At 49.2% G+C, this 23873-nt stretch carries 19 protein-coding genes and 1 tRNA gene; 16 read left to right on the top strand and 4 right to left on the bottom strand.

Annotated elements, in window-relative coordinates:
- The first annotated feature begins 22 nt into the window (after positions 1-22).
- The 15 genes from rlmE (at position 23) to cas6e (ending at position 17800) form a co-directional block, all read left to right on the top strand.
- Positions 23-643, top strand: a complete 621-nt coding sequence (gene rlmE, locus ACJJI1_RS03835) for a 23S rRNA (uridine(2552)-2'-O)-methyltransferase RlmE (RefSeq protein ID WP_108734402.1) — start codon at positions 23-25, stop codon at positions 641-643.
- A 187-nt stretch (positions 644-830) separates the two neighbouring features.
- A complete protein-coding gene (gene ftsH / locus ACJJI1_RS03830) occupies positions 831-2750 on the top strand; it encodes an ATP-dependent zinc metalloprotease FtsH (protein WP_444959358.1) in 1920 nt (639 codons plus the stop codon).
- A 91-nt stretch (positions 2751-2841) separates the two neighbouring features.
- Complete coding sequence (gene folP / locus ACJJI1_RS03825) at positions 2842-3687, top strand: dihydropteroate synthase (protein ID WP_444958590.1); 846 nt, start codon at positions 2842-2844, stop codon at positions 3685-3687.
- A gap of 94 nt (positions 3688-3781) precedes the next feature.
- Positions 3782-5134 (top strand): phosphoglucosamine mutase, encoded by a 1353-nt coding sequence (gene glmM, locus ACJJI1_RS03820; RefSeq protein WP_282931361.1) that lies wholly within the window; start codon positions 3782-3784, stop codon positions 5132-5134.
- A gap of 119 nt (positions 5135-5253) precedes the next feature.
- Complete coding sequence (tpiA, locus tag ACJJI1_RS03815) at positions 5254-5988, top strand: triose-phosphate isomerase (RefSeq protein ID WP_444934101.1); 735 nt, start codon at positions 5254-5256, stop codon at positions 5986-5988.
- A gap of 70 nt (positions 5989-6058) precedes the next feature.
- Entirely contained in the window at positions 6059-6493 is a 435-nt protein-coding gene (secG, locus tag ACJJI1_RS03810) for a preprotein translocase subunit SecG (protein WP_413663227.1), read from the top strand.
- Between the two features lie 9 nt (positions 6494-6502).
- Positions 6503-6588 (top strand) — tRNA-Leu (locus ACJJI1_RS03805).
- 1379 nt (positions 6589-7967) lie between these two features.
- Positions 7968-10133, top strand: a complete 2166-nt coding sequence (locus ACJJI1_RS03800; RefSeq protein ID WP_444958589.1) for a hypothetical protein — start codon at positions 7968-7970, stop codon at positions 10131-10133.
- The gene (locus tag ACJJI1_RS03795; protein WP_444958588.1) at positions 10123-10419 is read left to right on the top strand and encodes a hypothetical protein; all 297 of its coding nucleotides are present in this window, start codon (positions 10123-10125) and stop codon (positions 10417-10419) included. The genes ACJJI1_RS03800 and ACJJI1_RS03795 overlap by 11 nt, the downstream gene beginning before the upstream one ends.
- Before the next feature lie 1108 nt (positions 10420-11527).
- Positions 11528-12073, top strand: a complete 546-nt coding sequence (locus ACJJI1_RS03790) for a hypothetical protein (RefSeq protein ID WP_444958587.1) — start codon at positions 11528-11530, stop codon at positions 12071-12073.
- Between the two features lie 739 nt (positions 12074-12812).
- Positions 12813-14414 (top strand): type I-E CRISPR-associated protein Cse1/CasA, encoded by a 1602-nt coding sequence (casA, locus tag ACJJI1_RS03785; protein ID WP_444958586.1) that lies wholly within the window; start codon positions 12813-12815, stop codon positions 14412-14414.
- Entirely contained in the window at positions 14414-14992 is a 579-nt protein-coding gene (gene casB, locus ACJJI1_RS03780) for a type I-E CRISPR-associated protein Cse2/CasB (RefSeq protein WP_444958585.1), read from the top strand. Before casA ends, casB begins: the two co-directional genes overlap by 1 nt.
- A gap of 183 nt (positions 14993-15175) precedes the next feature.
- Positions 15176-16252 carry a type I-E CRISPR-associated protein Cas7/Cse4/CasC gene (gene cas7e / locus ACJJI1_RS03775; protein ID WP_444958584.1) on the top strand — a complete coding sequence of 359 codons (1077 nt, stop codon included), beginning with the start codon at positions 15176-15178 and terminating at the stop codon, positions 16250-16252.
- Positions 16253-16260: 8 nt separating this feature from the next.
- Positions 16261-17019, top strand: a complete 759-nt coding sequence (gene cas5e, locus ACJJI1_RS03770; RefSeq protein WP_444958583.1) for a type I-E CRISPR-associated protein Cas5/CasD — start codon at positions 16261-16263, stop codon at positions 17017-17019.
- A gap of 10 nt (positions 17020-17029) precedes the next feature.
- Positions 17030-17800: a type I-E CRISPR-associated protein Cas6/Cse3/CasE gene (gene cas6e / locus ACJJI1_RS03765; RefSeq protein ID WP_444958582.1), complete on the top strand. Its 771-nt coding sequence runs from the start codon at positions 17030-17032 to the stop codon at positions 17798-17800.
- Between the two features lie 783 nt (positions 17801-18583).
- Here the strand turns inward: cas6e and ACJJI1_RS03760 are convergent.
- The 3 genes from ACJJI1_RS03760 to ACJJI1_RS03750 form a co-directional block, all read right to left on the bottom strand.
- Positions 18584-19942 carry a hypothetical protein gene (locus ACJJI1_RS03760; protein WP_444958581.1) on the bottom strand — a complete coding sequence of 453 codons (1359 nt, stop codon included), beginning with the start codon at positions 19940-19942 and terminating at the stop codon, positions 18584-18586.
- 343 nt (positions 19943-20285) lie between these two features.
- Entirely contained in the window at positions 20286-20789 is a 504-nt protein-coding gene (locus ACJJI1_RS03755) for an endonuclease V (RefSeq protein WP_444958580.1), read from the bottom strand.
- Positions 20790-20833: 44 nt separating this feature from the next.
- The gene (locus tag ACJJI1_RS03750; protein WP_444958579.1) at positions 20834-21568 is read right to left on the bottom strand and encodes a tetratricopeptide repeat protein; all 735 of its coding nucleotides are present in this window, start codon (positions 21566-21568) and stop codon (positions 20834-20836) included.
- A 236-nt stretch (positions 21569-21804) separates the two neighbouring features.
- Between ACJJI1_RS03750 and cueO the strand changes: the two genes are divergently transcribed.
- Entirely contained in the window at positions 21805-23376 is a 1572-nt protein-coding gene (cueO, locus tag ACJJI1_RS03745) for a multicopper oxidase CueO (RefSeq protein ID WP_444958578.1), read from the top strand.
- A gap of 20 nt (positions 23377-23396) precedes the next feature.
- Here the strand turns inward: cueO and ACJJI1_RS03740 are convergent, their stop codons facing one another.
- Positions 23397-23831, bottom strand: coding sequence for a helix-turn-helix domain-containing protein (locus ACJJI1_RS03740; protein WP_282931385.1), 435 nt, complete (start codon positions 23829-23831; stop codon positions 23397-23399).
- Between the last annotated feature and the right edge of the window lie 42 nt (positions 23832-23873).

Raw genomic sequence — 23873 nt, 5'->3', positions numbered from 1 at the left:
GTGATTGTAGGCATTGTACCCGATGGGCCGATCTAAGAGCAGCCACCGTTGGCTGCGTGAACATTTTAATGACCATTACGTCAAACAGTCCCAAAAAGAGGGCTATCGCTCCCGTGCCAGCTACAAGCTGCAGGAGCTACAAAATAAGGACCGCTTATTCAAGCCGGGAATGACTGTTGTCGACCTGGGTGCGGCTCCAGGGGGCTGGTCCCAGGTAGCGATGGAGTTGGTAGGGCACAAAGGCAAGGTTTTGGCGTCAGATATATTGCCGATGGACCCGCTGGCCGGTGTGGACTTTGTCCAGGGGGACTTTACAGAGGAGTCGGTGCTCAGTGAACTGTTACAGCGCATGGGCGATGAACTGGCAGACCTTGTGATTTCCGATATGGCCCCCAATATGAGTGGGATACGCGATGTTGATCAGCCCGCCTCCATGTATTTGGTGGAACTGGCAGTCGATATGGCCCGGCAGGTACTTAAGCCCGGTGGTGCATTTGTTGCAAAGGTATTCCAGGGAGAGGGTTTCGACGAGTTGATCCGCGACTTGCGTGGGAGCTACAACAGTGTCGTAACTCGCAAACCTGGTGCTTCCCGCCCCCGTTCACGTGAAGTATACGTGGTGGCGCGAGGATTTAAGGGCTGAGAGCGACTGAGAACATCGGCGTATTTCTAGTCTGACTCCCCATATGGTATAAGCGATACCTGTATCGGGGGCGAAGGCTGTTGACCCCCCGCACCTATACTGGTTTTATCCGGTATTGATGTGGCCGGCGTTGCCGGAATGAACGGATTTTGATTGCGAAAGCGAGAGGGCTATCCCTTTGAATGATATGGCAAAGAACCTGGTACTGTGGTTGATCATCGCAGCGGTACTGCTGATGGTTTTTCAAAACTTTAAACCACAGTCACGGGATGAGGCTCTCAGTTACTCCGACTTTGTTCAGGATGTGCAGTCGGGCCAAGTTAAGAACGTGATCGTAGACGGTCTGGTAATCACCGGCGAAAAAGCCGATGGCAGCCGCTTCAAGACCATCCAGCCACAGATTATCGACGATGAACTCACCAATGAACTGGTTCGCAGCAATGTGCAATTCGTTGGTCGCGAGCCTGAGTCACCGAGCATCTGGCAGCAGCTCCTGGTAGCCAGCTTCCCGATCCTGATTATTATCGCTGTATTTATGTTCTTTATGCGCCAAATGCAGGGCGGAGCCGGCGGTCGCTCAGGTCCTATGGCATTCGGTAAGAGCAAGGCGCGCCTGCTGGGCGAAGACCAGATCAAGACAACTTTTTCCGATGTTGCCGGAGTAGATGAAGCTAAGGAAGAGGTACAGGAGCTGGTCGAGTTCCTGCGCGACCCCACCAAGTTCCAGCGCCTGGGTGGCAATATCCCACGCGGCGTACTGATGTGTGGTCCTCCCGGTACCGGTAAGACCCTGCTTGCCAAGGCAATTGCCGGCGAAGCTAAAGTACCTTTCTTCTCTATCTCCGGTTCTGACTTTGTCGAGATGTTTGTGGGGGTGGGCGCTTCCCGTGTGCGGGATATGTTCGAGCAAGCCAAGAAACAGGCTCCGTGTATCATCTTTATCGATGAGATCGACGCTGTTGGCCGTCACCGTGGAGCCGGTGTTGGCGGCGGTCACGATGAGCGCGAGCAGACCCTGAACCAGTTGCTGGTTGAGATGGATGGTTTCGAAGGTAATGAGGGTGTGATCGTTATTGCAGCGACCAACCGCCCAGATGTACTGGACCATGCCCTGCTGCGCCCGGGTCGCTTTGACCGCCAGGTATTTGTTGGTTTGCCGGATATTCGCGGCCGCGAACAAATCCTCAAGGTTCATATGCGCAAAGTGCCTATGGACGACAAGGTGAATCCGCAGACGATTGCCCGTGGAACCCCTGGTTTCTCCGGTGCCGATCTGGCCAATCTGGTCAACGAAGCTGCCCTGTTTGCTGCGCGGGCCAATAGACGCACCGTGACCATGGAAGAGTTCGAGCGCGCCCGTGACAAGATCATGATGGGTGCCGAGCGCAAGTCCATGGTGATGAATGAAAAGGAGAAGGTGAATACCGCCTACCACGAGGCCGGTCACGCCATAATTGGTCGACTGGTACCCGAGCATGATCCGGTACACAAAGTAACTATTATTCCCCGTGGCCGCGCACTGGGCGTCACTCAGTTTCTGCCGGAGGAAGACAAGTACAGCCTGTCCAAGCGTGCGATTGAATCGCAACTGTGCTCCTTGTTTGGTGGCCGTATTGCTGAAGAAATGACACTGGGTATCGACGGCGTTACTACGGGCGCTTCCAATGACATCGAGCGAGCCACTGACTTGGCGCGCAGTATGGTGACCAAGTGGGGCTTGTCCGAAAAGCTCGGTCCATTGCATTACGGCGAAGATGAAAGTGGCCAGCCCGGTCAGGGCAATCCGGTTTCCGGCAAGACTTCCAATGAAATTGATGTGGAGGTGCGCCGTATTATCGATGTCTGCTACGAGCGAGCACAAAAGCTGCTGGAAGATAACCGCGATATTCTTGAAGCGATGAAAGATGCGCTGATGGAATACGAAACCCTGGATGCGGAGCAGGTGGACGATCTTATGGCTCGCCGCAAAGTTCGCGCACCGAGGGATTGGGAAGACAATAACTTCGGTTCTGGTGGAAACAGCCCGACCCAGGATACTGAAACCACAGAGGCCTCAACTGAGGCGGATAAGAGCAATACCGTCGGCGGCCCATTAAACGGCCACTGATTCTCCGAAGCGACTAACTGGACAAAATCAAATGCCGGGTTGGGGATAGGGCGATAGCCTGTTCCAATCCGGCATTTTTTTATTTCAGCCAATGAAAATTATTTGTGGTAACCACACCCTAGACCTCTCCCAACCGGTGGTTATGGGGGTCCTGAATACAACGCCGGACTCCTTTTCCGACGGTGGCAATTACTATGCCTCCGGTAGCCTGGACTTGACCCTGGCTCTGCAGAGAGCAGAACAGATGCTCTCTGAGGGAGCGAAAATCCTGGATATTGGCGGAGAATCGACACGCCCTGGCGCATCGCCGGTCACCGAGCAGCAGGAGCTGGATCGGGTAGTGCCGGTGGTGGAGGCGATCAAAGCGAACTTTGACGCGATCATCTCTGTCGATACCAGTACCCCGGAAGTGATGCGTGAGTCAGCTGCGGTAGGGGCGGGACTGATCAATGATGTTCGTGCCCTGGAGCGCCCGGGTGCACTGGAAGCAGCCGTCGAGAGTGGCTTGGCGATCTGTCTGATGCATATGCAGGGTCAGCCCGGCACCATGCAGGATGATCCGTCTTACACTGATGTTGTAGAGGATGTCGCCAGGTATCTGCAGAAACGGGTCGATCTCTGTATCGAACTGGGGGTGACACGGGACCGGCTTATTCTCGACCCGGGTTTTGGCTTTGGCAAAACCGATGAGCACAATTTGGCGTTGTTGCGTAATTTGTCGCAGCTGGCGCCGGCGGATATGCCCATACTGGCAGGCTTGTCGCGCAAGTCGATGATTGGCCGCCTGCTCAATCGAGATGTAGATGGCCGCCTCCCCGGTAGCCTGGCCCTGGCCATGTTGGCTGCGCAAAAGGGCGCAAGAATTTTACGTGTCCACGATGTTGCGGAAACCGTGGATGTGTTGCGCATGCAGCAATTGGTTTGCAGAGAAATTTGATGAGTGATGTCTTACAGAGACCTTGAGCCGCAGGGTCCTGTTGTGGTTTTCCGACAGAACAGAAAAGCGGCGAAGTACACAATTGAGAAGCGTTATGGAAAGAAAGTATTTTGGCACTGATGGTATTCGTGGTCGCGTTGGCGAGGGAGCAATTACTCCCGATTTTATGCTGCGTCTGGGATATGCAGCGGGCAAGGTACTGGGAAGAATTTCCAAAGCTAAACACCACCGGCGCCCCCGCATCCTTATCGGTAAGGACACACGGGTCTCCGGCTACATGTTTGAGGCAGCGCTGCAGGCGGGCCTGATTAATGCCGGTGTTGATGTCGCCCTGTTGGGGCCAATGCCGACTCCGGCGATCGCCTACCTGACCCGGACTTTCCATGCCGGTGCAGGCATTGTTATCAGCGCCTCCCATAATCCTTACCACGACAATGGCATTAAGTTTTTCAGCGCTGAAGGCTCCAAGTTACCGGATGAGGTTGAATTGGAGATTGAAGCCGCTCTCGAGCTGCCGATGGAAACTTCTGACGATCTCGGTCGCGCCTATCGAGTTGATGATGCAGCCGCGCGTTACATCGAGTTCTGCAAGGCTTCCACGCCCTGGGGTTTCTCCCTTGAGGGTTTGAAGATTGTTCTCGACTGCGCCAATGGAGCCACTTATCACGTAGCGCCGATGGTGTTTCGTGAGCAGGGAGCAGAAGTCAGCGTAATTGGAGCGGGCCCTGATGGACTCAATATCAATCTAGATTGCGGCTCCACTAAACCTCAGCAGTTGCAACGGGCCGTGGTTAAGCGCGGTGCGGACCTGGGTATAGCCTTTGATGGTGACGGGGACAGGGTGTTGTTCGTCGATGCCAATGGGGAATTGGTCGATGGCGATCAGCTGTTGTATATCATCGCTATGCACCAGCATAAATTCCTGGGCGGTTGTAGTGGTGTTGTCGGCACCTTGATGAGCAATTACGGTTTTGAGCTTGCATTGCGCGAAAACAAAATTCCGTTTGAGAGAGCCAAAGTGGGCGACCGCCATGTGCTTGAAAAAATGTCAGCTAATCAGTGGAAGCTGGGAGGCGAGTCGTCAGGCCATATTATCTGTGCCGATGCATCTACCACCGGCGACGGTATCATTGCCGCATTGCAGGTACTGCGTGGCCTGTGTGAATTTGATGAGCCCTTGCATCAGCTTAAATCCCGTATGACAATGTTCCCCCAGCACATGATTAATGTGCAACTGGCTCATCGCGATGGTGTTCTCGATCACACAGACGTTAAGGCCATTGTTGTCGATGCAGAACGTCAGCTCGCAGACAGCGGACGTGTGCTGCTGCGGCCATCTGGCACAGAGCCTCTGATCCGGGTAATGGTTGAAGGCCGCGACAGCGCCCTGGTGGAACAGCTGGCCAAAGATATTTCCTCCGTGGTGGAGCGAATTGGAAATAACTGATCTGCTGCGATTTAACCCGTAGTAAATCGGTCCTCTTGGGGCGCAGAAGAAACTCGTATAATTTTGGTTGTATGTTGGCGTCAATGTCGCTAAGATTTGCGCCCCTTGAAGGAGCACACATGCGAACACCGCTAGTAGCAGCAAACTGGAAAATGAACGGCAGCCGCGAGTTTGCCGAACGTTTTTTCACCGAACTCAACCTCGAAGGTGTGAAGTCCGGTGTTGTTGTTTGCCCATCTTTTCCATACCTCGGCTTGGTGGCTGATGCGGCGGAAAAGAGCGGAGGTTTTAGTCTGGGTGCCCAGGACCTTAGCCAGGAGCCCAAAGGGGCGTTTACTGGTGAGGTTTCCGCTAGCATGTTACTGGATTGGAATACCCGTTACGTTATTGTCGGGCATTCTGAGCGCCGTAGTCTCTACGGAGAAACCAGTGAGTTAGTGGCGAAAAAATTTGTTGCGGCCCAAGAGGCGGGACTGGCTCCAATACTTTGCGTCGGGGAAACCCTTGAAGAACGCGAGCAGGAGCGCACTCTCGAAGTGGTTGCAGAACAACTTCAAGCGGTTGCCGACATCATTGATTCGGCTGGCTGGAAGCAGTCCGTGATTGCCTATGAACCGGTATGGGCCATTGGCACCGGAAAAACTGCTACCCCTGATGAAGCCCAAGCTGTACATGCATTTATTCGCTCGCAGTTGGGAGATTTGGGCGCTGAAGTACAGATTTTATATGGCGGTAGTGTAAAATCCGCAAATGCCAGGGAGCTTTTTGCCCAGGCAGATATTGATGGTGCCCTGGTGGGTGGAGCCTCGCTGGATGCCAGCGAGTTTGCTGAGATTTGTCGCGCTGCTGTTTAAATTAACAGCACGCGGGTTGGCGAATACTGAATAACGGGTTGTTTAGACCCCGGTAGAGAGTTTCCAGAAGATGGAAAAATTGGTATTAGTTGTACACGTTTTGACCGCACTGGGCATTATTGGCCTGATTTTGTTGCAGCAAGGTAAAGGTGCCGAAGCCGGTGCATCCTTTGGTGCGGGCGCGTCTCAGACAGTTTTTGGCAGTCAAGGTAGCGGAAATTTCTTTTCCCGCTTGACAGCAATTTTTGCGACGGTATTCTTCGTCACCAGTTTCGGCCTGGCCATCCTGGCTAAGCAAGGTGCAGGCACCAACGTTGATGCGGACCTTCCGCAAATTCCAGCAGCGGTGCAGCAAATTGGCCCAGCTGAAGAACTGCCGGCTATCGATAGCGATATCCCGCAGCTCGAAACAGATTTGGAAACTGGCGATATCCCGCAGATTCCTGCAGACAGCACCGGTTCAGAAGAGCCAGCTGCTAACCAGGAAAGTGAGGAACAGCAGTAAAAGATTTTTGCCCAGGTGGTGGAATTGGTAGACACGCTATCTTGAGGGGGTAGTGAGCTATGCTCGTGCGGGTTCAAGTCCCGCCCTGGGCACCACATCAAGATCCGAGGAAGTTCGGAATCATCCAAAAAGCCCGGTAAATCCGGGCTTTTTGCTATCTGAAGGGTACACAGCCCTCCGTTCTCGTTCGTTGTCACCCGGTGCTACCTGGTGCTACATTTGGTGCTACCTAGTTCAATTTAGAAACAGGTAGCACCACCATGGCTCTGACAGATACTCAAATCAAGCCAGCCAAACCAAGTGGCAAGAAGCTGTGGTTTGCGGATATCTGGTAGCTCTGTATGCGGCTCTTCCGCTCAGTGCTCAATACGCAAAGTAATGTAATCAATATAACTTGAGCCCTGAGATCAGCTTTAGATCTCAACTTTGGCCAAGTAGAGAGCTAGTCATTTCAGCTAGAAGCGATATGGGCTACTAGCTATTTGACTAAGTCAGGGAATAATTATGCCTACCCTACGCAGTTGCTTGTCTATAAGTTTTAGTATATTCGTCCTAATTTATGTCCTGCACTGGCTTCTTGCCTTTCCATGGTTGTGGGTGATTGGCTGTCTTGTAGTTGGTGTAATATTCGTCGGTTTCTCAACGTGGCTTTACTCTGGTATGTATAGCGAAGACGAATGAAAATTTTTACAAGCGCGCATATGCATAGCTGAATAGTGCGGTCTTGATGGTCCATACTGTTTGAAGTCCTGGACCTTGCCAACCACCAAGGGTTGTAAGGGGGCGATTCTGGACTCCCTTTGGGGTCTTTTGATAACCACTTTTGCTAAAGCCGGCTTGCCTGTTCAGTATTAGGTAAACTCGCACTTTGTCGATTTGGAGTAGGTGAAGCCACGCTTGAATTTCAGTATCACGCTCAGTCGTTGAGACGCCTCAGTAGAGGGAGGATTCAAAGTGGTGTTACTTTTTTGTTGTGCTTTCCTATACGTCCCGTAACCACTGGCTAGAAGTTATTTTTCAAGTCCCGCACTGATCAAGAAACGAAGAAGCTCAGAATCACCCAAAAAGCCCGGCTGGTCCGGGCTTTTTACTATTTAAAAAATAAAAATATTAACCTTTCACTTTGTCAGGAGTTGCCCTGCATAGCCTTGAATATCCCTTCCTGGCTCACTCATTTAAGACCAGGTGCCTCTCCAATAATTTATAAGCCATCTGCAGAGCTCACCGGTGGTTGATGTGATTTTGTGGACAGGAAACATTCACTAGTAGGCCTGTAATTCTATGTAATAGCTTTTTAGGGAGGTTTGGTTGCGGGTTTATTTGGGGGGATGGATACTGGATTACTCCAGTTGCTCGGTATCAAGTTAGTAACTATTTTGCTTCCCTTTCGCGATCCCTATTCTCGGCACCAGTTCTGAAAGTGAATTAAAAATTGGCTGAGATTTTTGGTAAATATAGAAAAAGGAGTTTTCGATTGAAGTCTTATACCACTAAATACAAAAAGCTTTCGACACTTCGGGGGCTATTAATATTTGTCGGGCTACTGTCCATGGAAGGTGTATCAGCTGACGCCTCTCTTTCTGATCTTGATATTGATAATGATGGTCTGATTGAGATTCGCAGTTTCAAAGATCTTAATGAGATTCGTAACAACCTAGACGGATCAACTTTATACAGTAGTAACTATGGTTGCCCAGAAAGTGGCTGTTATGGCTTTGAGCTGACCAAAGACCTGAATTTTGATACCAATGGCGATAGTTATGTTGATGCGAATGATGAGTACTGGAACGAGGGCTTGGGCTGGGAGCCAATCGGTACAAGTGAAAACCCGTTTACTGCGACCTTTGAAGGTAATGGCTATTCCATCAGTAATTTATATATAAACTTCAATGGAGGGGAATTTACAATTCTAAATGAACACTCAGGCCTTCTGGGACATGCTCAATCGGCGGAAATACATAACCTTACTACAGTTGATACCGTTGTTTCTTTCATGGGTGTTATGCCCGCAGGAGAAGACTCGGCAAACCCTAGTGAGGGATGCTCGGGCGAAGCGGTTGAGTCTAGTACAATTTCCAATGGAGACTTCGATACGACATGTGTATTCAGTTCGGTAGTGCTGACCTTGGATTTAACAGGTGCTGAGATAGAATTACCCTATATTAATTTCGAATCTCCAGTAGAAGGTAATGAAGTATCTGTTATTGATTTATCTAAATTCCCTTTAGTTGATAACGGGTGCGGTGCTAGTGATTTCTCCGAGGACAGTGATAGCTTTTGTGTTATTGAGTCAACGATTAGTTTTCAAGATTGGGCTGATGGTGACAGTTTAGTTGCTATTTCAAGTATTCCACTTATACCTAGCGCTACATTTAACTTTTACCCCAAAGTTACGGCAAAGCTATTTCAAGCTGGCCAGTTCAGGGCTGTAATTTATGAGGATCAGGGACCGGCAGAGATTCAAGCCTGGGTCACAGATGAGTATGAGCTGGACCCATTTACCTATAGTTGGAACAGCCCAAAGCTAGTTCAGCTCAACGACTCTGGTGAAAGCGTATTTACCTTTGATCCAACAGGTTTGTCGGGAGCTTTCGAAGTTACTGTTACTGTTACAGATTCTGGTGGTTTGTCAGATACTGCGAAGCTGATATTGCGAGTGGATGGCAGTGCCCCTGTATTGTCCGATAATGAAGATGCTGATCAGGATGGGCTGAGTGACAGCGTTGAGGGATTCTTAGATTTAGATGGTGATCGAATACCGGACTATCTAGATAGGGTAGCGGTTCGTTCCCAGCTGCCGGTAAATAGAACTGGTGCAGTGATGCAAAGCTCTGAAGGGACAAGCTTGAGACTTGGTGATAGTGCCTATATTGCCGGTCAACAAGTGGGCCAGGTTACGTTGGAGGATATAGATAATCTCTTTGAGGATAATTTGGCAGGACAGAATAGTTATAAATTCCTGCATGGTATTTTTGACTTTGTTATTTACGATACAGATTTTGGGGAAAGCGCTAACATTGTTGTCCCTTTAAATGCCGCTTTACTCGAAGGTGCTCGTTATCTGAAATACCGCCAAAGTGTTGGATGGGTGGATTTTATTGAGGATGAATTTAACCGTGTATCTTCTGCACTGGGGCAGTTGGGTGATTGTCCTGAGCCGGGTAGTGAGAAGTACCAGCCTGGGCTCCATGAGGGCCATTTTTGTATCCAGCTTAGCTTGGTAGATGGTGGCCTCAATGATGATGACGGAGAGATGAATGGCATTATTGTCGATCCTGGTGCTGTCGCGACCCTCAATGTTAAAGAGCCTATTGTAAATATAAAATCCTATGCACTTGAGAATTCACAGTTTCAGTTAGAGGAGGAGGCACCGGTGTTGGCTTTCTCCCTACAGAGTGACTCTGCTGATGCGATACTGAAGTCACTCACACTCAAGGCCGATGGTGAGTTGGATGAAGTATCGGACATACAGAGGGTGCGTTTGTATTTGGATATGGATAACAATGGAATTGCCAGTAATTCGGAGTTAATCGGCGATGGTCTCTTTTCAATTGATAATGGCTATCTGAAGTTAGATTTATTCAAAAAGTTTCAGTTGCCCGTTGGTGAGGCCCAGTTTCTGGTGACGTATGAATTTTAAAGCCTCAGAGAGTTTTTCGGAATTACTGCTATTAATTGGTGGATATATGAAACCTTTAAAATCCAATGTGCGCTTTTATTTTGTTTTAGTTATCGCTGCTTATGTTGGTGGTTGTGCTGATTCTTCGAATAACATAGTTGAGCCAGAAGAAAAGCCCGTAAGTAAGGCCTTTTCGATTACCCTAGAGTCAGTTGAGGTTGAGAGGCTAAGTAATGGTGAGGCTGTCTCTGTGGATGCAGGTGAGATAAAAAATGAAGCTCTTATTTTGGTGCCAAATTTTGATTAAATAATTCTTAGTAAGTAAACGTAAAGCCCCTATTTAGGGGCTTTTTTAATGTTTAAATGCAGGGGTGCTAAAAGTAATTAGCTAATATTTGTTTCTAATAACTTTGCACTAAAGGGTTTAAGTATCAAAATAATGACCGAAGTTGATGCAATTACCTTGCATATTTTACAGTTTATATAATAGCAGTCGATTTTTGGCTGATAAGCAATCGTACATACACTTCCTTAGTGAGCTGGAAAAGATACCCAGACTTGGGTAAGGTATTTTTTCTAATCAGGGTGACATGCGGTAATAAAGTTAGTGCCCCTAAAGTGACGCTGAGAGGCTTAGTTCTCAAAAATGAAGCTGGTTCCTGATATTGCTTTCTCTTTAGGATGGTAGGTCACCAGATTTCGACTCTGAAGGGTATCAGCTGATCATAAGGAAAAGAGTGGATAGTTGGAGTCAATATCTGCTACTTCTTCTCCACTAGTAGATCAAGTGGTGGCAGAAAATTGATTGAAGAGTATTGATGCTAGATTCAGCAATAAAGAAAAGTGGTTGGGGTGAGTGAAATCAACTTAACCAGTTTGAGATAACCCAGGAGCTACCTTGTAATCGAGGTGGTGTACTTTAAGTAAAATAAAAGAGTGCTTAAGCTGTAATTCGATCGAGAATAAGCTTTAGGCTAGCTGAATTGATGTTTTATTACTTTGTTTGTTTTAGCTTTTTAATATCATAAGGTTCTTAAACATGTTGTCGATGTCTGCGATGTGATTGATGTTTCCTTTGCTTTGTTAATTATTGCTTTTTAATCTAGGGGCAATATTCAAATAGAAGCTAAGTTTGTCTTTAAGTGGTTTCCTGTCGTTTGGTTGGGGTGTTGTGATCTGTCATTTTGTGGCGAGTAAAGATAAATGAAGATTTAAATAATCGGTTAATTTAAGTTTTGATTTATATTTTTTGAGATTTTTGTAAGGCATACTGAGTGTGAATGCAGTCTGAATATATAGGTTTTTTGCTGTAATTTCTGAAGTATTTATAATTTTAATTTTTTGTTTGGATCTTCTTGCTAGTTAATATTTGGGTATTTATACTGCCTGCTCGATTATTTTTTTAAGGATGAAAAATGAAGTTTTTGAAGTCTATGTTGCCGGTGTTTGCCTTGTTGTTAGCGAGTCAGTCTTTTGCAGAAATGACTTTTATTAGCGGCGTTAAGCACAATATTACTGAGTACTCTTATACTTCGGATACTCGGCGAATTGCTGAGATTGATATCTTGGGTGATAGTGCTCAAGAAATCAGTTTCGATATTACTGCGATTGTATCTGGTTTGGGACGGTTGAGGCCAGATGTCGTTTGTCGTTATTCCCATAGGGGGGAGCGTTGCTACACTAGAAATCATCCTAGAATTTTTGACTATGTGTATGACGTTTCGATCACGGCAAGTTGTGTTGCCAAAGATGGTACTCAAACTGCAATAGGGGTTGATAGGGACGATAAAAATATTTTTACGAATGTGCCCATTTCAGATTTTCGCAATGAAGTAGTCTTAACGATAGATAATGGTTCAATTGCCGCGGATATGTGCGATACCTTGACAGTTGATATTCAGGGTGATTTAGAGGCTATTGAAGATGTAAATTTAAAAGTTTTCACCTACGAAATTTTCTAGTTAATAGTATGAAAGTGTCGGTAATAATTGCCGGCACTTTCACAGTCGAACTCCAATCTAGTATATCCATACAATCAAAAGTAGTGGATCACCGCACATCTAATAGAAATGATGTCAGCTCTGTAGCAGAGTCAGAAGCAGTTAATAAAGTCTTTTCTTTTATCTGAAGTCGGTAAGGGTTGAAGGGCTTAGTAGTGGCGATTCAGTGCCGATAGCTACCGGCCGGTTAAAAGTGATGAGCTTATATTGAGCTGGATACCGATTCGTTAAATTTCCTCCACAATAGAATCTGTCGCTAGTTTTGAGCCCCATCAATGGGCTTTTTTGTATCTGTTGATTGGCAATTGAGGTCAATAGCTGATGCAGGCTAAAGGGTGGGGGAATTGTCTGTACAGGAATACTCGTATATAGAGAAGGGAATGGGATAAATATCCTTATATTGTGTGTGGTCTATGCGATAACCGAGCACTTTACTTTGTGTCAGGTAGTAGGCGCTACCTATGATTTCCTATGCGGGAAGTGAGAAAGATGCCCAGACTTGAGCCAGATCATTTTTCCCTAGTCAGAGTGGCATAAGGTAATGCAATTAGTGTCCCGGCAGTGACGCTGAGAGATTGAGCACTCAAAAATGAGGCAGAGGCGCTCGCACTGCTCTGAGTGTAACTGTTCCCTCTAGCTCTTGAAAAAAGCATGGCTATAGCAGAGTAAGAGGGCGGAGACTGGATCAGGGAGGATCGTGGTGAATTTGGTTGAAGATTCCTGGCTGCCAATTATCCGGCGATGCGGCATGCAGGAAAGAATTGCTCCTTGGCAAATTGTCGAGGTGGATAATCCTGTCGTAGATATCTGTACGGTACGACCGGATTTTCGCGGGGCGCTGTTCCAGTTTTTAATTGGCCTGTTGCAAACAGCTTTTGCACCTGAAAGTGTCGATGATTGGGGAGTCTACTGGAAAAAGGCACCTACTGAGGAAACACTGAAATCACGGCTGCAAAGCTACGCTCCCAATTTTGAATTGTTTCAAGAGTCCGGGCCTGCATTTATGCAGGACTTGGAATTGAGTGTGGGGGAATCAAAGTCGATTGCTGCCCTACTGATTGAGGCGCCGGGCAGTAAAACCTGTAGAGATAATCAGGATCTATTTATTAAGGGCGGTAGGGTGCAGGGTGTATGTCCCAGCTGTGCCGCTAGTGCCTTGTTTACCTTGCAAATTAACGCCCCCTCCGGAGGAGTGGGGCATAGAACCAGTTTGCGTGGTGGTGGCCCTTTGACCACATTGATAATTCCAGAGGCAGAAGATGCCAACCTTTGGCAGAAATTGTGGCTCAATATCCTGCCACAAAAGGAGTTTGGGGCGAGGTCTGAAAGCTCTGATAGTTGTATCTTCCCCTGGCTCGCTCCCTCCCGCCTCTCTGACAAACAAGGTTCCTCTACGTCTCCCAATGATACCCATCCTCTGCAAATGTACTGGGGTATGCCGCGCAGGATACGTTTCCAAATCCCGAGAGAAGGCAAGGATTACTGCGACCTTTGTGGAGAGCAGACGAATCAATTAATCCGGGAATATACCACTAAGAATTATGGCATTAATTACGAGGGTCCCTGGATTCATCCCCTGACGCCCTATCGACGTGATCCCAAGAAAAAAGCCCCACCCTTGAGTTTGAAAGGTCAACAGAGTGGTCTCGGTTATCGGCACTGGTTGGGGCTTATGTGGAATGACCATTCAAATGGCGATGAAGCGAGCTGGGCGGTGCGCTTGTTCCACGAGGAATATGCGGAAATTCTCGAAGAACTGGATTCGAATGTCGATGTGCGTCTGTGGGGATTTGGCTATGACATGGACAATATGAAAGCGCGTTGCTGGTATGAACAGGAAATGCCAGTACTGCCTATTTCCCCCGAGTACCGGTCGCTATTTATTCAGCTGGCAGGGCAGCTTTTAACGGCTGCAAAAGATACTTTGAAAGAGCTGCGCTTTAGGGTCAAGGCTGCCTGGTTTAATAACCCTAATGAGACTAAAGGGGATTTTTCATTTGTCGATCAGGCGTTTTGGCAGGCGACGGAAAGCCAGTTTTATCACTCGCTCAAGCAATTATCCCTCGAATCCAAGAAATCCCAATTTACACCTGCACCAGTGGCTATTACCTGGGCACACACATTGAAAAAAACGGCCTTGGCGCAGTTTGACCATTGGTCAATGGAGGGCTCGGCGGAAGACTTGAAATTGCAGCGAGTGACTCGGGCGCGACGTTTTTTAAGGAATAAGCTCGCCAGCTTGGCAAGTTTAAAGACTCTGGATAATACAGCCAAAGTTGAGCAACAACAGGAGGAATTGTGATGGCCGGATATCAATATCTTAGCGATACAGATGTGAGCCGACTGCGCGAATGGCACCGCTGGCTCAATGACAAAGCTGGCCGAGCCGACCGAGCGCGTTTGCGCCGTGCGGTAGAGCCCATGGATGTAATGCCTACTCCCGCCTTTATCCGTTTTTTAAAGGATATGCCCGAGCGCTGGCAGAAAGATGAGCAAATTCGTATCGAAGATGCGGCTCTGGTAGCCACCGTAATTGCACACGTAAAAGCTGATAACACCAGCAAAACAATTGATGTTGACAGCAGCGAGGCTATGGATATCAGTTTTGCCCGGTCCCTGGCTATGCCCCGGGAGAGAGGCGGGCGCCCCCCTTTAAGTGAGCTGCGTTTTTTTCAGTTGCAAAAAAGTCGCGATACGGCTGAGTTCTACCGCCGCATAGTACGGGCCCTGGCCCTGCTGGATGGCAGAGCCAATATAGCTTCTCTTGCCAATGATTTGCTGCACTGGCAAAGAGAGATGCGCACGATTCCAGCACGGCATCCACAGGAACGCCTAGCTGTGCGTTGGGCAACTGATTACTACGCCGTATTACCAGACTGAGAAGTATTTAGAGAATTACAAATTAAAGGTGTCTTAGGGGCCTAAAGAATTTTTAAAAGCTATTCCCATAACAACACTAAGCACAGAGCAAAGCCAGACCGATTGACAGTGACTGTTGATCAGATACCTGAGAAATGAATCGAAGTAATGTGATGGCCTGACGGTCGCAACAAGGAGAGATTTATGAGCCGCTTTATTCAATTGCATGTATTGACCGCCTATCCCCCTGCGAACCTGAACCGGGATGACTTGGGGCGGCCAAAAACAGCGAAGATGGGAGGTTGTGATCGCCTGCGAATTTCCTCCCAGAGCCTTAAGCGTCACTGGCGAACGTCGGAGTTGTTCCAACAGGTATTGGCAACGGAGCAGGGGGATAGCCTCATTGGCACCAGAACCAAGCGTCAGGGGGTACTGGCCTATGAGACTTTATTGGAACTGGGCGTCTCTGAGAAAAAGGCCAAATTGTGGGCGCAGAAAATTGCCGAGCAATTCGGTAAGTTAAAAAAGCCGGAAAAAGATAACCCTCTGGCCGATTTGGAAATCGAGCAGTTGGTTCACCTCAGTAGTGCCGAGCAAAACGGGATCAATGCACTACTGAAAACCTTGGCAGAAGAGGGGCGGGAGCCGGAGAAGACAGAGTTGGATTTATTGCGCAAGGAAAACATGGCAGTGGATATCGCCTTGTTTGGCCGTATGCTCGCTTCCAAGCCCACCTATAACGTTGAAGCGGCGTGCCAGGTGGCCCATGCACTCTCGGCTCACTCTGTAGTGATTGAAGATGATTACTTTACTGCGGTAGACGATTTGAATGATCGCAGTGAGGATGCCGGTGCTGCTCACTTGGGGGAGGCGGGTTTTGCTGCGGGATTATTTTATTCCTATATCTGCATTAACAAAGAGCTGCTCATTGAAAACCTGGGCGGGGATAAACCCCTGGCCGATCGAGCTGTAGCTGCGCTGACTGAGACAATCCTTAAAGTTTCTCCCAGCGGTAAACAAAACAGCTATGCCAGCCGTGCCTATGCCTCATATGTCGTGGCCGAAGCCGGTGACCAGCAACCGCGCTCTCTCTCTGCGGCCTACCTGAAGCCGGTTGATCGCTATAGCGAGGATTACGCCCATGACGCTATTGATGCACTGCAAAAGCAATTGCAGAGTTTCGATAAGGTGTACGGGGATTGTGCCGATAGCCGCTATGTTCTCAATGCCGTAACTGGCGAAGGTAATATCGAGGAACTTTTGGCCTTTGTCAGCGAATAGGTGGCGCTATGGAATACCTAGTATTTCGTCTTTACGGTGCCATGGCTTCCTGGGGGGAAGTGGCTGTGGGGGAATCCCGCCACAGCGCACGCTATCCGGGTAAATCCGCTATTGCGGGACTATTTGGTGCGGCACTGGGGATACCTCGGGAGCGAGAGGATTTACATCAGAACCTGGCCCGGCAATATTGCCAGGCGGTAAAAGTGCTGAATGTCGGTACTTTGCTGAAGGATTTCCACACGGTACAGGTCCCAGATTCCGCCGGCAAGCGCCGCTACCGTACGCGCCGGGATGAGCTGGTTGTAGGGAGAGCGCGTCTGGGAACCCTGTTATCCCGCAGGGAGTATCTGGTGGATGCGCAGGCGATAGTGGCCCTGAGATCCTGTGAAGAGGCTAACTGGACTCTGGCGGAGCTGTGTGAAGCCCTGGCCCGGCCAAAGTATCACCTCTACCTGGGGCGCAAGGCATTTCCCCTTTCAGCCCCCACTGCCGCACGGGTGATTGGTGCGGACAATTTCCGCAGCGCCCTGGATCATTATGAATCCCCGGAGTTGCTGGATTACCAACCGGAATGGGCCCGGCAGGAGCGCTGGTTGCCCACTGAAGAGAGTTGTCGTTACTACTGGGAGGGTAGCTTGGATGATTTCTCTGCGGAAGATGGGGTGTTTTCAGCAGGATCTGTACAGCGGCTTAGCCGTCTCGATCAGCCCCTATCTCGCAAGCGCTGGCAGTTCCAGCCGCGTATTGAAAATCTCTGGCAGTCATAAGGGAGCGGCTATGTATTTATCCAGAGTTCAACTATCTCCCTCGCTGGCGGTGCAGAAGCAGCTGGCACGGTTGCTCAGCGAAAACAGCTACGGTATCCATCAAATCTTGTGGGATCTTTTTGATGGTGATGAGCGTTTTTTATTTCGTGAGGAATCCTCGCGGGAACAGCTGCTTAGCAAACGCAACCTACCGGTGTATTACCTGCTGTCAAAAGTCCGGCCTGTGCAGGACAATCCGATATTTTTAGTAGAGACTAAAATCTTTGAGCCCCGCTTAAACCCCGGCGATCGGCTGGCCTTTCGCCTGCGGGCGAACCCTACAGTGGCGCGTAAAACCGAAGGGCAAAAGCGCGGCAAGCGGCACGATGTGTTGATGGATGCCCAATACCATTGGTTGCGGGAGCAGTGCGAATTGCATGGTTTACCTGTTGAAGGTGGCAAAGGGCAGCTGAAGCAGAGCTTGGTGCAGGAAAAGCCGGAGCAGTTTGATCAGGGGCAGATTGAAACCCGGTTACAGGATGTCAGCCAAACTGCTGCCCGCAGCTGGTTAATTCACCGGGGGACGCGCCTCGGATTTGATATTTACCCTCCAAAGCTTCACTGCAATGGCTATCGTTGGAATTTGTTACATAAAAAGCAGCGCGGTGCTGGTTTCAGTTCTGTGGATTACCGGGGAGAGCTTTTGGTTACTGAACCCGAATTATTTATAAAAAATATTTTTGCGGGTATGGGGCCGGCCAAAGCATTTGGTTGTGGATTGATGTTAATCCGCCGAATCTGATTGGGATAAATAGAGTTTTTATACAGCTGGAAGTGTTTGAGAGCGAGGGCTGGGATTCAAAAGTATCTGCAACGATACTAAGACTTTAGCGGATAGCAAATAGGCAGATTTAGTGAGTTCCCCGCATCAGCGGAGATAAATCGACCGGTGATATGATGGTCAAACCAGCTTGATATTGTTCCCCGTATATACGGGGCTAAACCGGAGGGTATCCTGTTATACACTCCTTTCCGAATAGGTTCTCCGCATAAGCGGAGTTGCACCGGTAATTGCGCAATAAGGCGATCTTAACCGAGTCTGTTCCCCGCCCAGGCGGGGTTAAACCGTGGAAAATCGTCAAAGCTGCACGGTAATTATTCGGGCTATTCCCCGCTGCTGCGGGGGTAAACCGAGTGTGGGGTTGGGTTGTGCCGACACCTGAGTTTGTTCCCCCGCTGGGCGGGGCTGGACCGTAGCCGATAGCGCACGGACATTAGTTCTGAAAATGTTTCCCCGAAAGTTCGGGGATGCAATGGGGGTGTGCTATGATCGCGCTCCTTTTGCGCGACTGTTCCCTGTTTGTACAGGGGTAAACCGGATAAGGCATAGCCTTAGTGCTTTGCGCAAGGTGTTCCCTGAATGCTCGGGGATAAACCGACGATGGAGAAGTTGTCGGAGTGCATCCTAGTTGTTCCCCGCTCTCGCGGGGCTGCACAACGACTTTTCCCTTCTTCTTTTTCCTGTAGATTTCGCAATCGAAAGCCCCGCAGTGTATTACCGGGGGCTTCTGAATTTTGGCTGAAATTATTGGAGGATTACGCCGGTATTACTCTCACCGCCGATCTGGAAGTTAAAAGCGCGGCCATTGGAACCTGTCTGGGTAATTTCTTTTGTGTGGTTGTTACCAATTTGCAGGCTAAAAGCTGAGTTGGAATCGCCACTCTGGGTGATGGTGATGTTATTACTATCGCCAAATTGTCGGGAGCTTATTGAAAGAGACTCACCAGCCTGTTCGAACGTTGCCCGGTTATCGAAACCCAATTGACGGGTGAATATATCTACCTCTGTTCCAGCCTGTTCGATATTGGCAACATTCTGCAACCCGGTTTGTTCATTGGTCGCGCTGATCAGGAAGCCACCTTGATTAATAACAACCACATTATCAATCAGGAACTGTTCGCTGTTCATGGAGTTGAATTCGGCACCCAGCTGGGAACCCGTAATCTGGTTGGTGGTACCGGTCTGGCGTATATCGATACTGCTACTCAGTGCGGATTGTTCTAAAGCCGCGTTGTTGCCCCCACCATTTTGGCGCAACTCAAGGGTATTAAAGGCACCGGTTTGGGTAATCGAGGTGATATTGGCATCGCCGAGTCTTTGGATAATCAGAAGGTCATTGAACAGACTGTCTACTTGGGTTGCAAAGGCGAAGTGGCGATTGTTTGTTTGCCGTAAGGTCATACTGCTGCTGACACTGGCAAATTGTGCGAGCCCGCCATAGATATCGCTGCCATCCTGCAGTATGTCCAAGGTGCCATCGATTGTGGCAACCAGGCTGGCGGTGGCGAAGTCGTCCCGATCAAACTGAAAGATTAAAACGGAACTGCCTATATTGCCTGCGGTTTCCTCTACCACGGCACTTTGCCTTTCGCCGTCCTGGAATACAAAAATGCTGCCGTTAGCACTGGCTTCCTGGCGACCAATAAAAAAGTGACTGTCTCCGTCCTGGATATTGGTAATGGTATTACCGCTGCCAAAGCGCTGTTCGATAGTGGAAGCGTTGGAGGTACCGAGTTGCAGAATTGAGACCTGGCTGTCGAGAGAGAGTTCTTGGGTGATCTCGGAAGTATTTTGCGATCCGATTTGTGTATTGGTTGCGCTTAGAGAAGCACCACCGGATTGAGATATCGTGGTCTCGTTTTGACTGCCGATTTGGGAACTCTGAATACTACTGTTAATAACACCGCCACTTTGAGTGGCGGTAGCGGTATTAGTATCACCTATTTGGCGTTTGATAATAGTATTGCCGAAACCTGCTTCAGTTTGATCGGAATTTGCTGAGTTACCTGAACCGATTTGTTCCAAGTCAGTAGAGTTGGTGCCCAGCGCATTGCCGCTAAAGGCAACCAGTGCGAGTGTCGCAATACTGGCGCATAACTTCATGAGTAACTCCTTTACTACAAAACTTCCAAGGAGCCCATTCGGGGCTGCTAATGAACATCGTCCACTCGCACTTCACAAGTGGACATCAAAAACTACGAGCCGAATACATCAGTATGGGATCTTAGCTACTTCTAGCCGTCTATCTAAGCGCCAAATTATCCCTATGGGATAAACGGATGCCAGGAAGCTTTCACTTTCAGTAGCTATTTCCCGCCGAATAGAAAAATTATTGCTGGCATCGAAGGGGTAGGATATGAGAAATAAGTATTGAAAATGTAGGAAGAAAGTCCCAGGGATGTGACTGGGAAATGGCGGCGATAACCGCCTTTCATTCTCTCGGGAATTATCGCGTGGACTTTCGACACTCGCGGTCCACGCGTTTCAATAAAGTGGGGATACGGTGGTCTCCATGCATCTTTTTCACCAATTTTTTGGCTTCCGGCAAAGGGAGACCGAGGCTGCTGATATACAGTGGTTTTACACTCTTTCCCCGCAGCAGTTCCGCCTTAACAGGTGTGTCCTTAAACGGTTTCTTGGCGACACCGATGATGGGAACTTCCTGCTGGAGAGCAGAGTAGAGATGGGCACCCAGCCCCGGTTTTTGTTCCCCTCCGAGAAATACATAACCATCGATAACAATCAGTTCTGCTTCTATCTTGTGCTCCTCGATTAGGGTGAGGATACAGGGGAGTTCTCGCTTGTAGAAAGCACCGGGCTCATAGGCCAAGGTACTCTCTATTTTACTGAGATATAGTTGCTCGGGCTCAGGAGCTGACCAATCGTCAAAGCCGACCCCGGCTACCATTGCTCCGGGGTCCCGGTAATCTACATCTACCGCCAAAATCATATTGGGAGCCTTTTTTTTCCATTGAGCCGAATGTTGCGATTGGTTCAGGATACTTCCAGTTTTGCCTGTTTTAACAGCTGCTTATGAGTCGCTTTGTAGTGCTTGCCCAGTGTTTTGGATTTATCAAGGATTTCATTGAACAAGACATTGGCCTTTTCCACCTGGGATTGATCTTTCAAGAATAAGGCAAAGTAAAAAGTCGCTTCTGGTCCGCTGTAGTATTGGTACAGCGTTTCATACTCGTGGTAGGCCTCTTTTACTTGCTTCAATGCCGCTAGTGTACGAGCGTAAAGTAAGTGAGCATCCTGATTTTTAAAATCGGGGTTCTTTTCGATTAATTGATCCAGTGTCTCCTTGGTCAGTTCAAACAGATTGAGAGCAAACTGACAGCGTGCCAACCCAAACATCAGCTCAGGGTCATCCTGATGAACCCCCTGGAGGCACTTTTCATAGAGAGTTTTTGCCTCGTGATAAAGGCCGCGTTTCACGCATTCATCGGCCATGCGCATAGAGTTTTCCACATTATTGGAACGGGACAATTCTTGCGCAGCCTGATGGATATCCCGATTGGGATTTAGAGTTTCCCGCACCGTCCTGCGCGCATTTTTGGCACTGCGTGATTGGTTTACTTCCGGCAGAATTTCCAGGACCAGGTAAGCAATAACTCCGGCCATGGGCAGCATCACCAGAACCCAAATCCAAGTGGTGTTGCGCCCGGTTTTGAGCACGTGAATTACAAAAGCTGCCTGAATAAGGATGGATAGAATAAGAAACGGCATAGGGATTACTCTTCTTATTTTCACGACTAACTTTTCGAGGGCAAGGTTAACCGAGTTCGCTTAGAACACAAGAGCTGTGGATCACGGAGTTGTGCACCAGGGTACCACTTTGTATTGAGTGCACAGTTGTCGCAATATACTACTGGGCTATGGGAATAAGCCGTCTAAGATTTCTGGGGATAAAAATGACCAATGCCCTAGACACTTGGAGCTATGGCGCATAGGGAGGTGAGCCAATGGCTCAATTGTCGCGACGGGAATTTTGTTTTGCCACTGGCGCATTGGGGGCGGCCTTGCTAACAGGGGTGCCGACATCCAAAGCTGCCCAGGAACAGAAGGGTCGCCGTCAGGCTTTACCGATTCCCCCGGAGTTGCGTGCAGATAGGCAAGGCCGGATTAAATTGGCAGCGCGCCCGGGCAAGCAGTCTTTCCTACCCGGGGTGACTACGCGTACTTATGGGTTCAATGGTCCGTTTTTAGGTCCGGCGATACGGGTGCGCAAGGGCGAGAAAGTAACCGTCAGCGTGGTCAATCATCTGCCGCAAAATGTAACTGCGCATTGGCATGGACTAATCGTACCCGGCAATGCCGATGGTGGCCCCTATATGCCATTGAAGCCTGGAGAAACCTGGACCGTAGATTGGAACATAATCCAGCCCGCCGCCACCTTATGGTTTCATCCCCACCTCTACCCGACAACCGCCGAGTTGGTACTCAAAGGCTTGGCGGGATTGATTATTATCGACGATGAAGAAGGCGATGCACTGCCGATACCTTCGCGGTGGGGTGTGGATGACATTCCGTTAGTGATTCAGGATCGCCGCTTCACCGATGATGGTCAGTTCTTCCATCGCTTTAACGAAGTGACGGTTGCGGCGGGCTATTGTGGGGATCGACTTCTGGTTAATGGCGTTATTAATCCGGTGGTCAGGCCACCTAAAGGCTGGGTGCGCTTTCGTATTTTGGATGGCTCCAACGGACGCAACTATCGGCTTGCCACCAGTGACAAGCGACCACTCTACGTGATCGCCAGCGATGGCGGTTTTCTCTCGGAACCAGTGAAAGTGGATGTACTACCTATTGCTGCGGGAGAGCGCTACGAAGTAATGATCGATACCCGCGATGGCAAGCCTTTCGACTTCCAAACACTGCCAGTGCCCCAGCCAATAATGCGCCTGCCGCCATTTGATCAGGCCCACAGTTTTCTCAGTGTGGTGCCTGGAACATCCGAGGGGAAAGGAAAATTGCCGGAGCGCCTGGTATCCCTGCCGCAGATCCCCCAAAACCTGCCACCAATCAGTCAGAAGCTGGTGATGCAAATGAACCGACAGAAGCAGGCGCAAGCAGTGATCGGTGCAACGGGGCTGCCGCAGATGGTTGCCGCAGGTACGACCAACCCCGATGTGGTGGCCAAAGTATTGAAGCTAATTACAGAGGGGCCGGCATTGCCGTTAAAAGAGCAATTAACTGCGAATGCGATTAATGGGGTTTCCTTCGCATTTACCGAGCCCGGGTTTAAGGTTGCGAGGAATAAGGACCTGCGCTGGGAGATCTCTGAAGGACAGGACCGAATGCTACACCCGGTACATATCCATGGCTGCCAGTTTCGAGTCACGAAATACAATAATGCAGAACCGCCACTCTATATGCGTGGCTGGAAAGATACGATGCCCATATCCGATGGCGGCAAAGCGGAAATATTTGTTCGTTTCCCGCTGCCGGCGATGCCGGATATGCCCTACATGGCGCACTGCCATGTTTTGGAACACGAAGACTCGGGAATGATGACAGAGTTTAGTGTCTCCTGACTTTATTCGCTGCTATTCTGTCAGCGTCGCTTCTGTTTCCTGTCTTCCTTATGCTGTAACTTGGTCGCTTTCCTGATCAGGTTTTGGAAGTTGGGGCACTCCAGCTGATTGACCTCGGGACAGTTGGCCACATGGCGTAGCCCATCGCGCATAGCTTCGAGTCGGCGGATATTCTTTTCCAGATCGTCGGCCCTGGCGAGGAGCTGCTCCCTGTCGATAGCGGGGTTGCCATTAGAGGAAAACATCTCGCCAATTTCATCCAGGGAAAAACCGGCGTAGCGGCCAAGGGAGATAAGGGACAACTGTTCTATCACTGTGGCTTTAAAAATCCGGGTAATTCCCCGACGACCACATGACTTTATCAGGCCTTTTTCCTCATAATACCGAAGTGTGGAAGAGGGGAGTCCCGACAGTTTGGAGACTTCGCGTATATCCAGTTCTTCCCTGTTATTCATCGCTTATTGACCTCAAGCTCACTTGAAGTTGTATGCTAGTTT

It is taken from the genome of Microbulbifer maximicatervae (SeqCode), assembly GCF_052467065.1.
The sequence above is the reverse complement of the archived record's forward strand: the minus strand, read 5'-3'. Positions and strand labels throughout refer to the sequence as shown.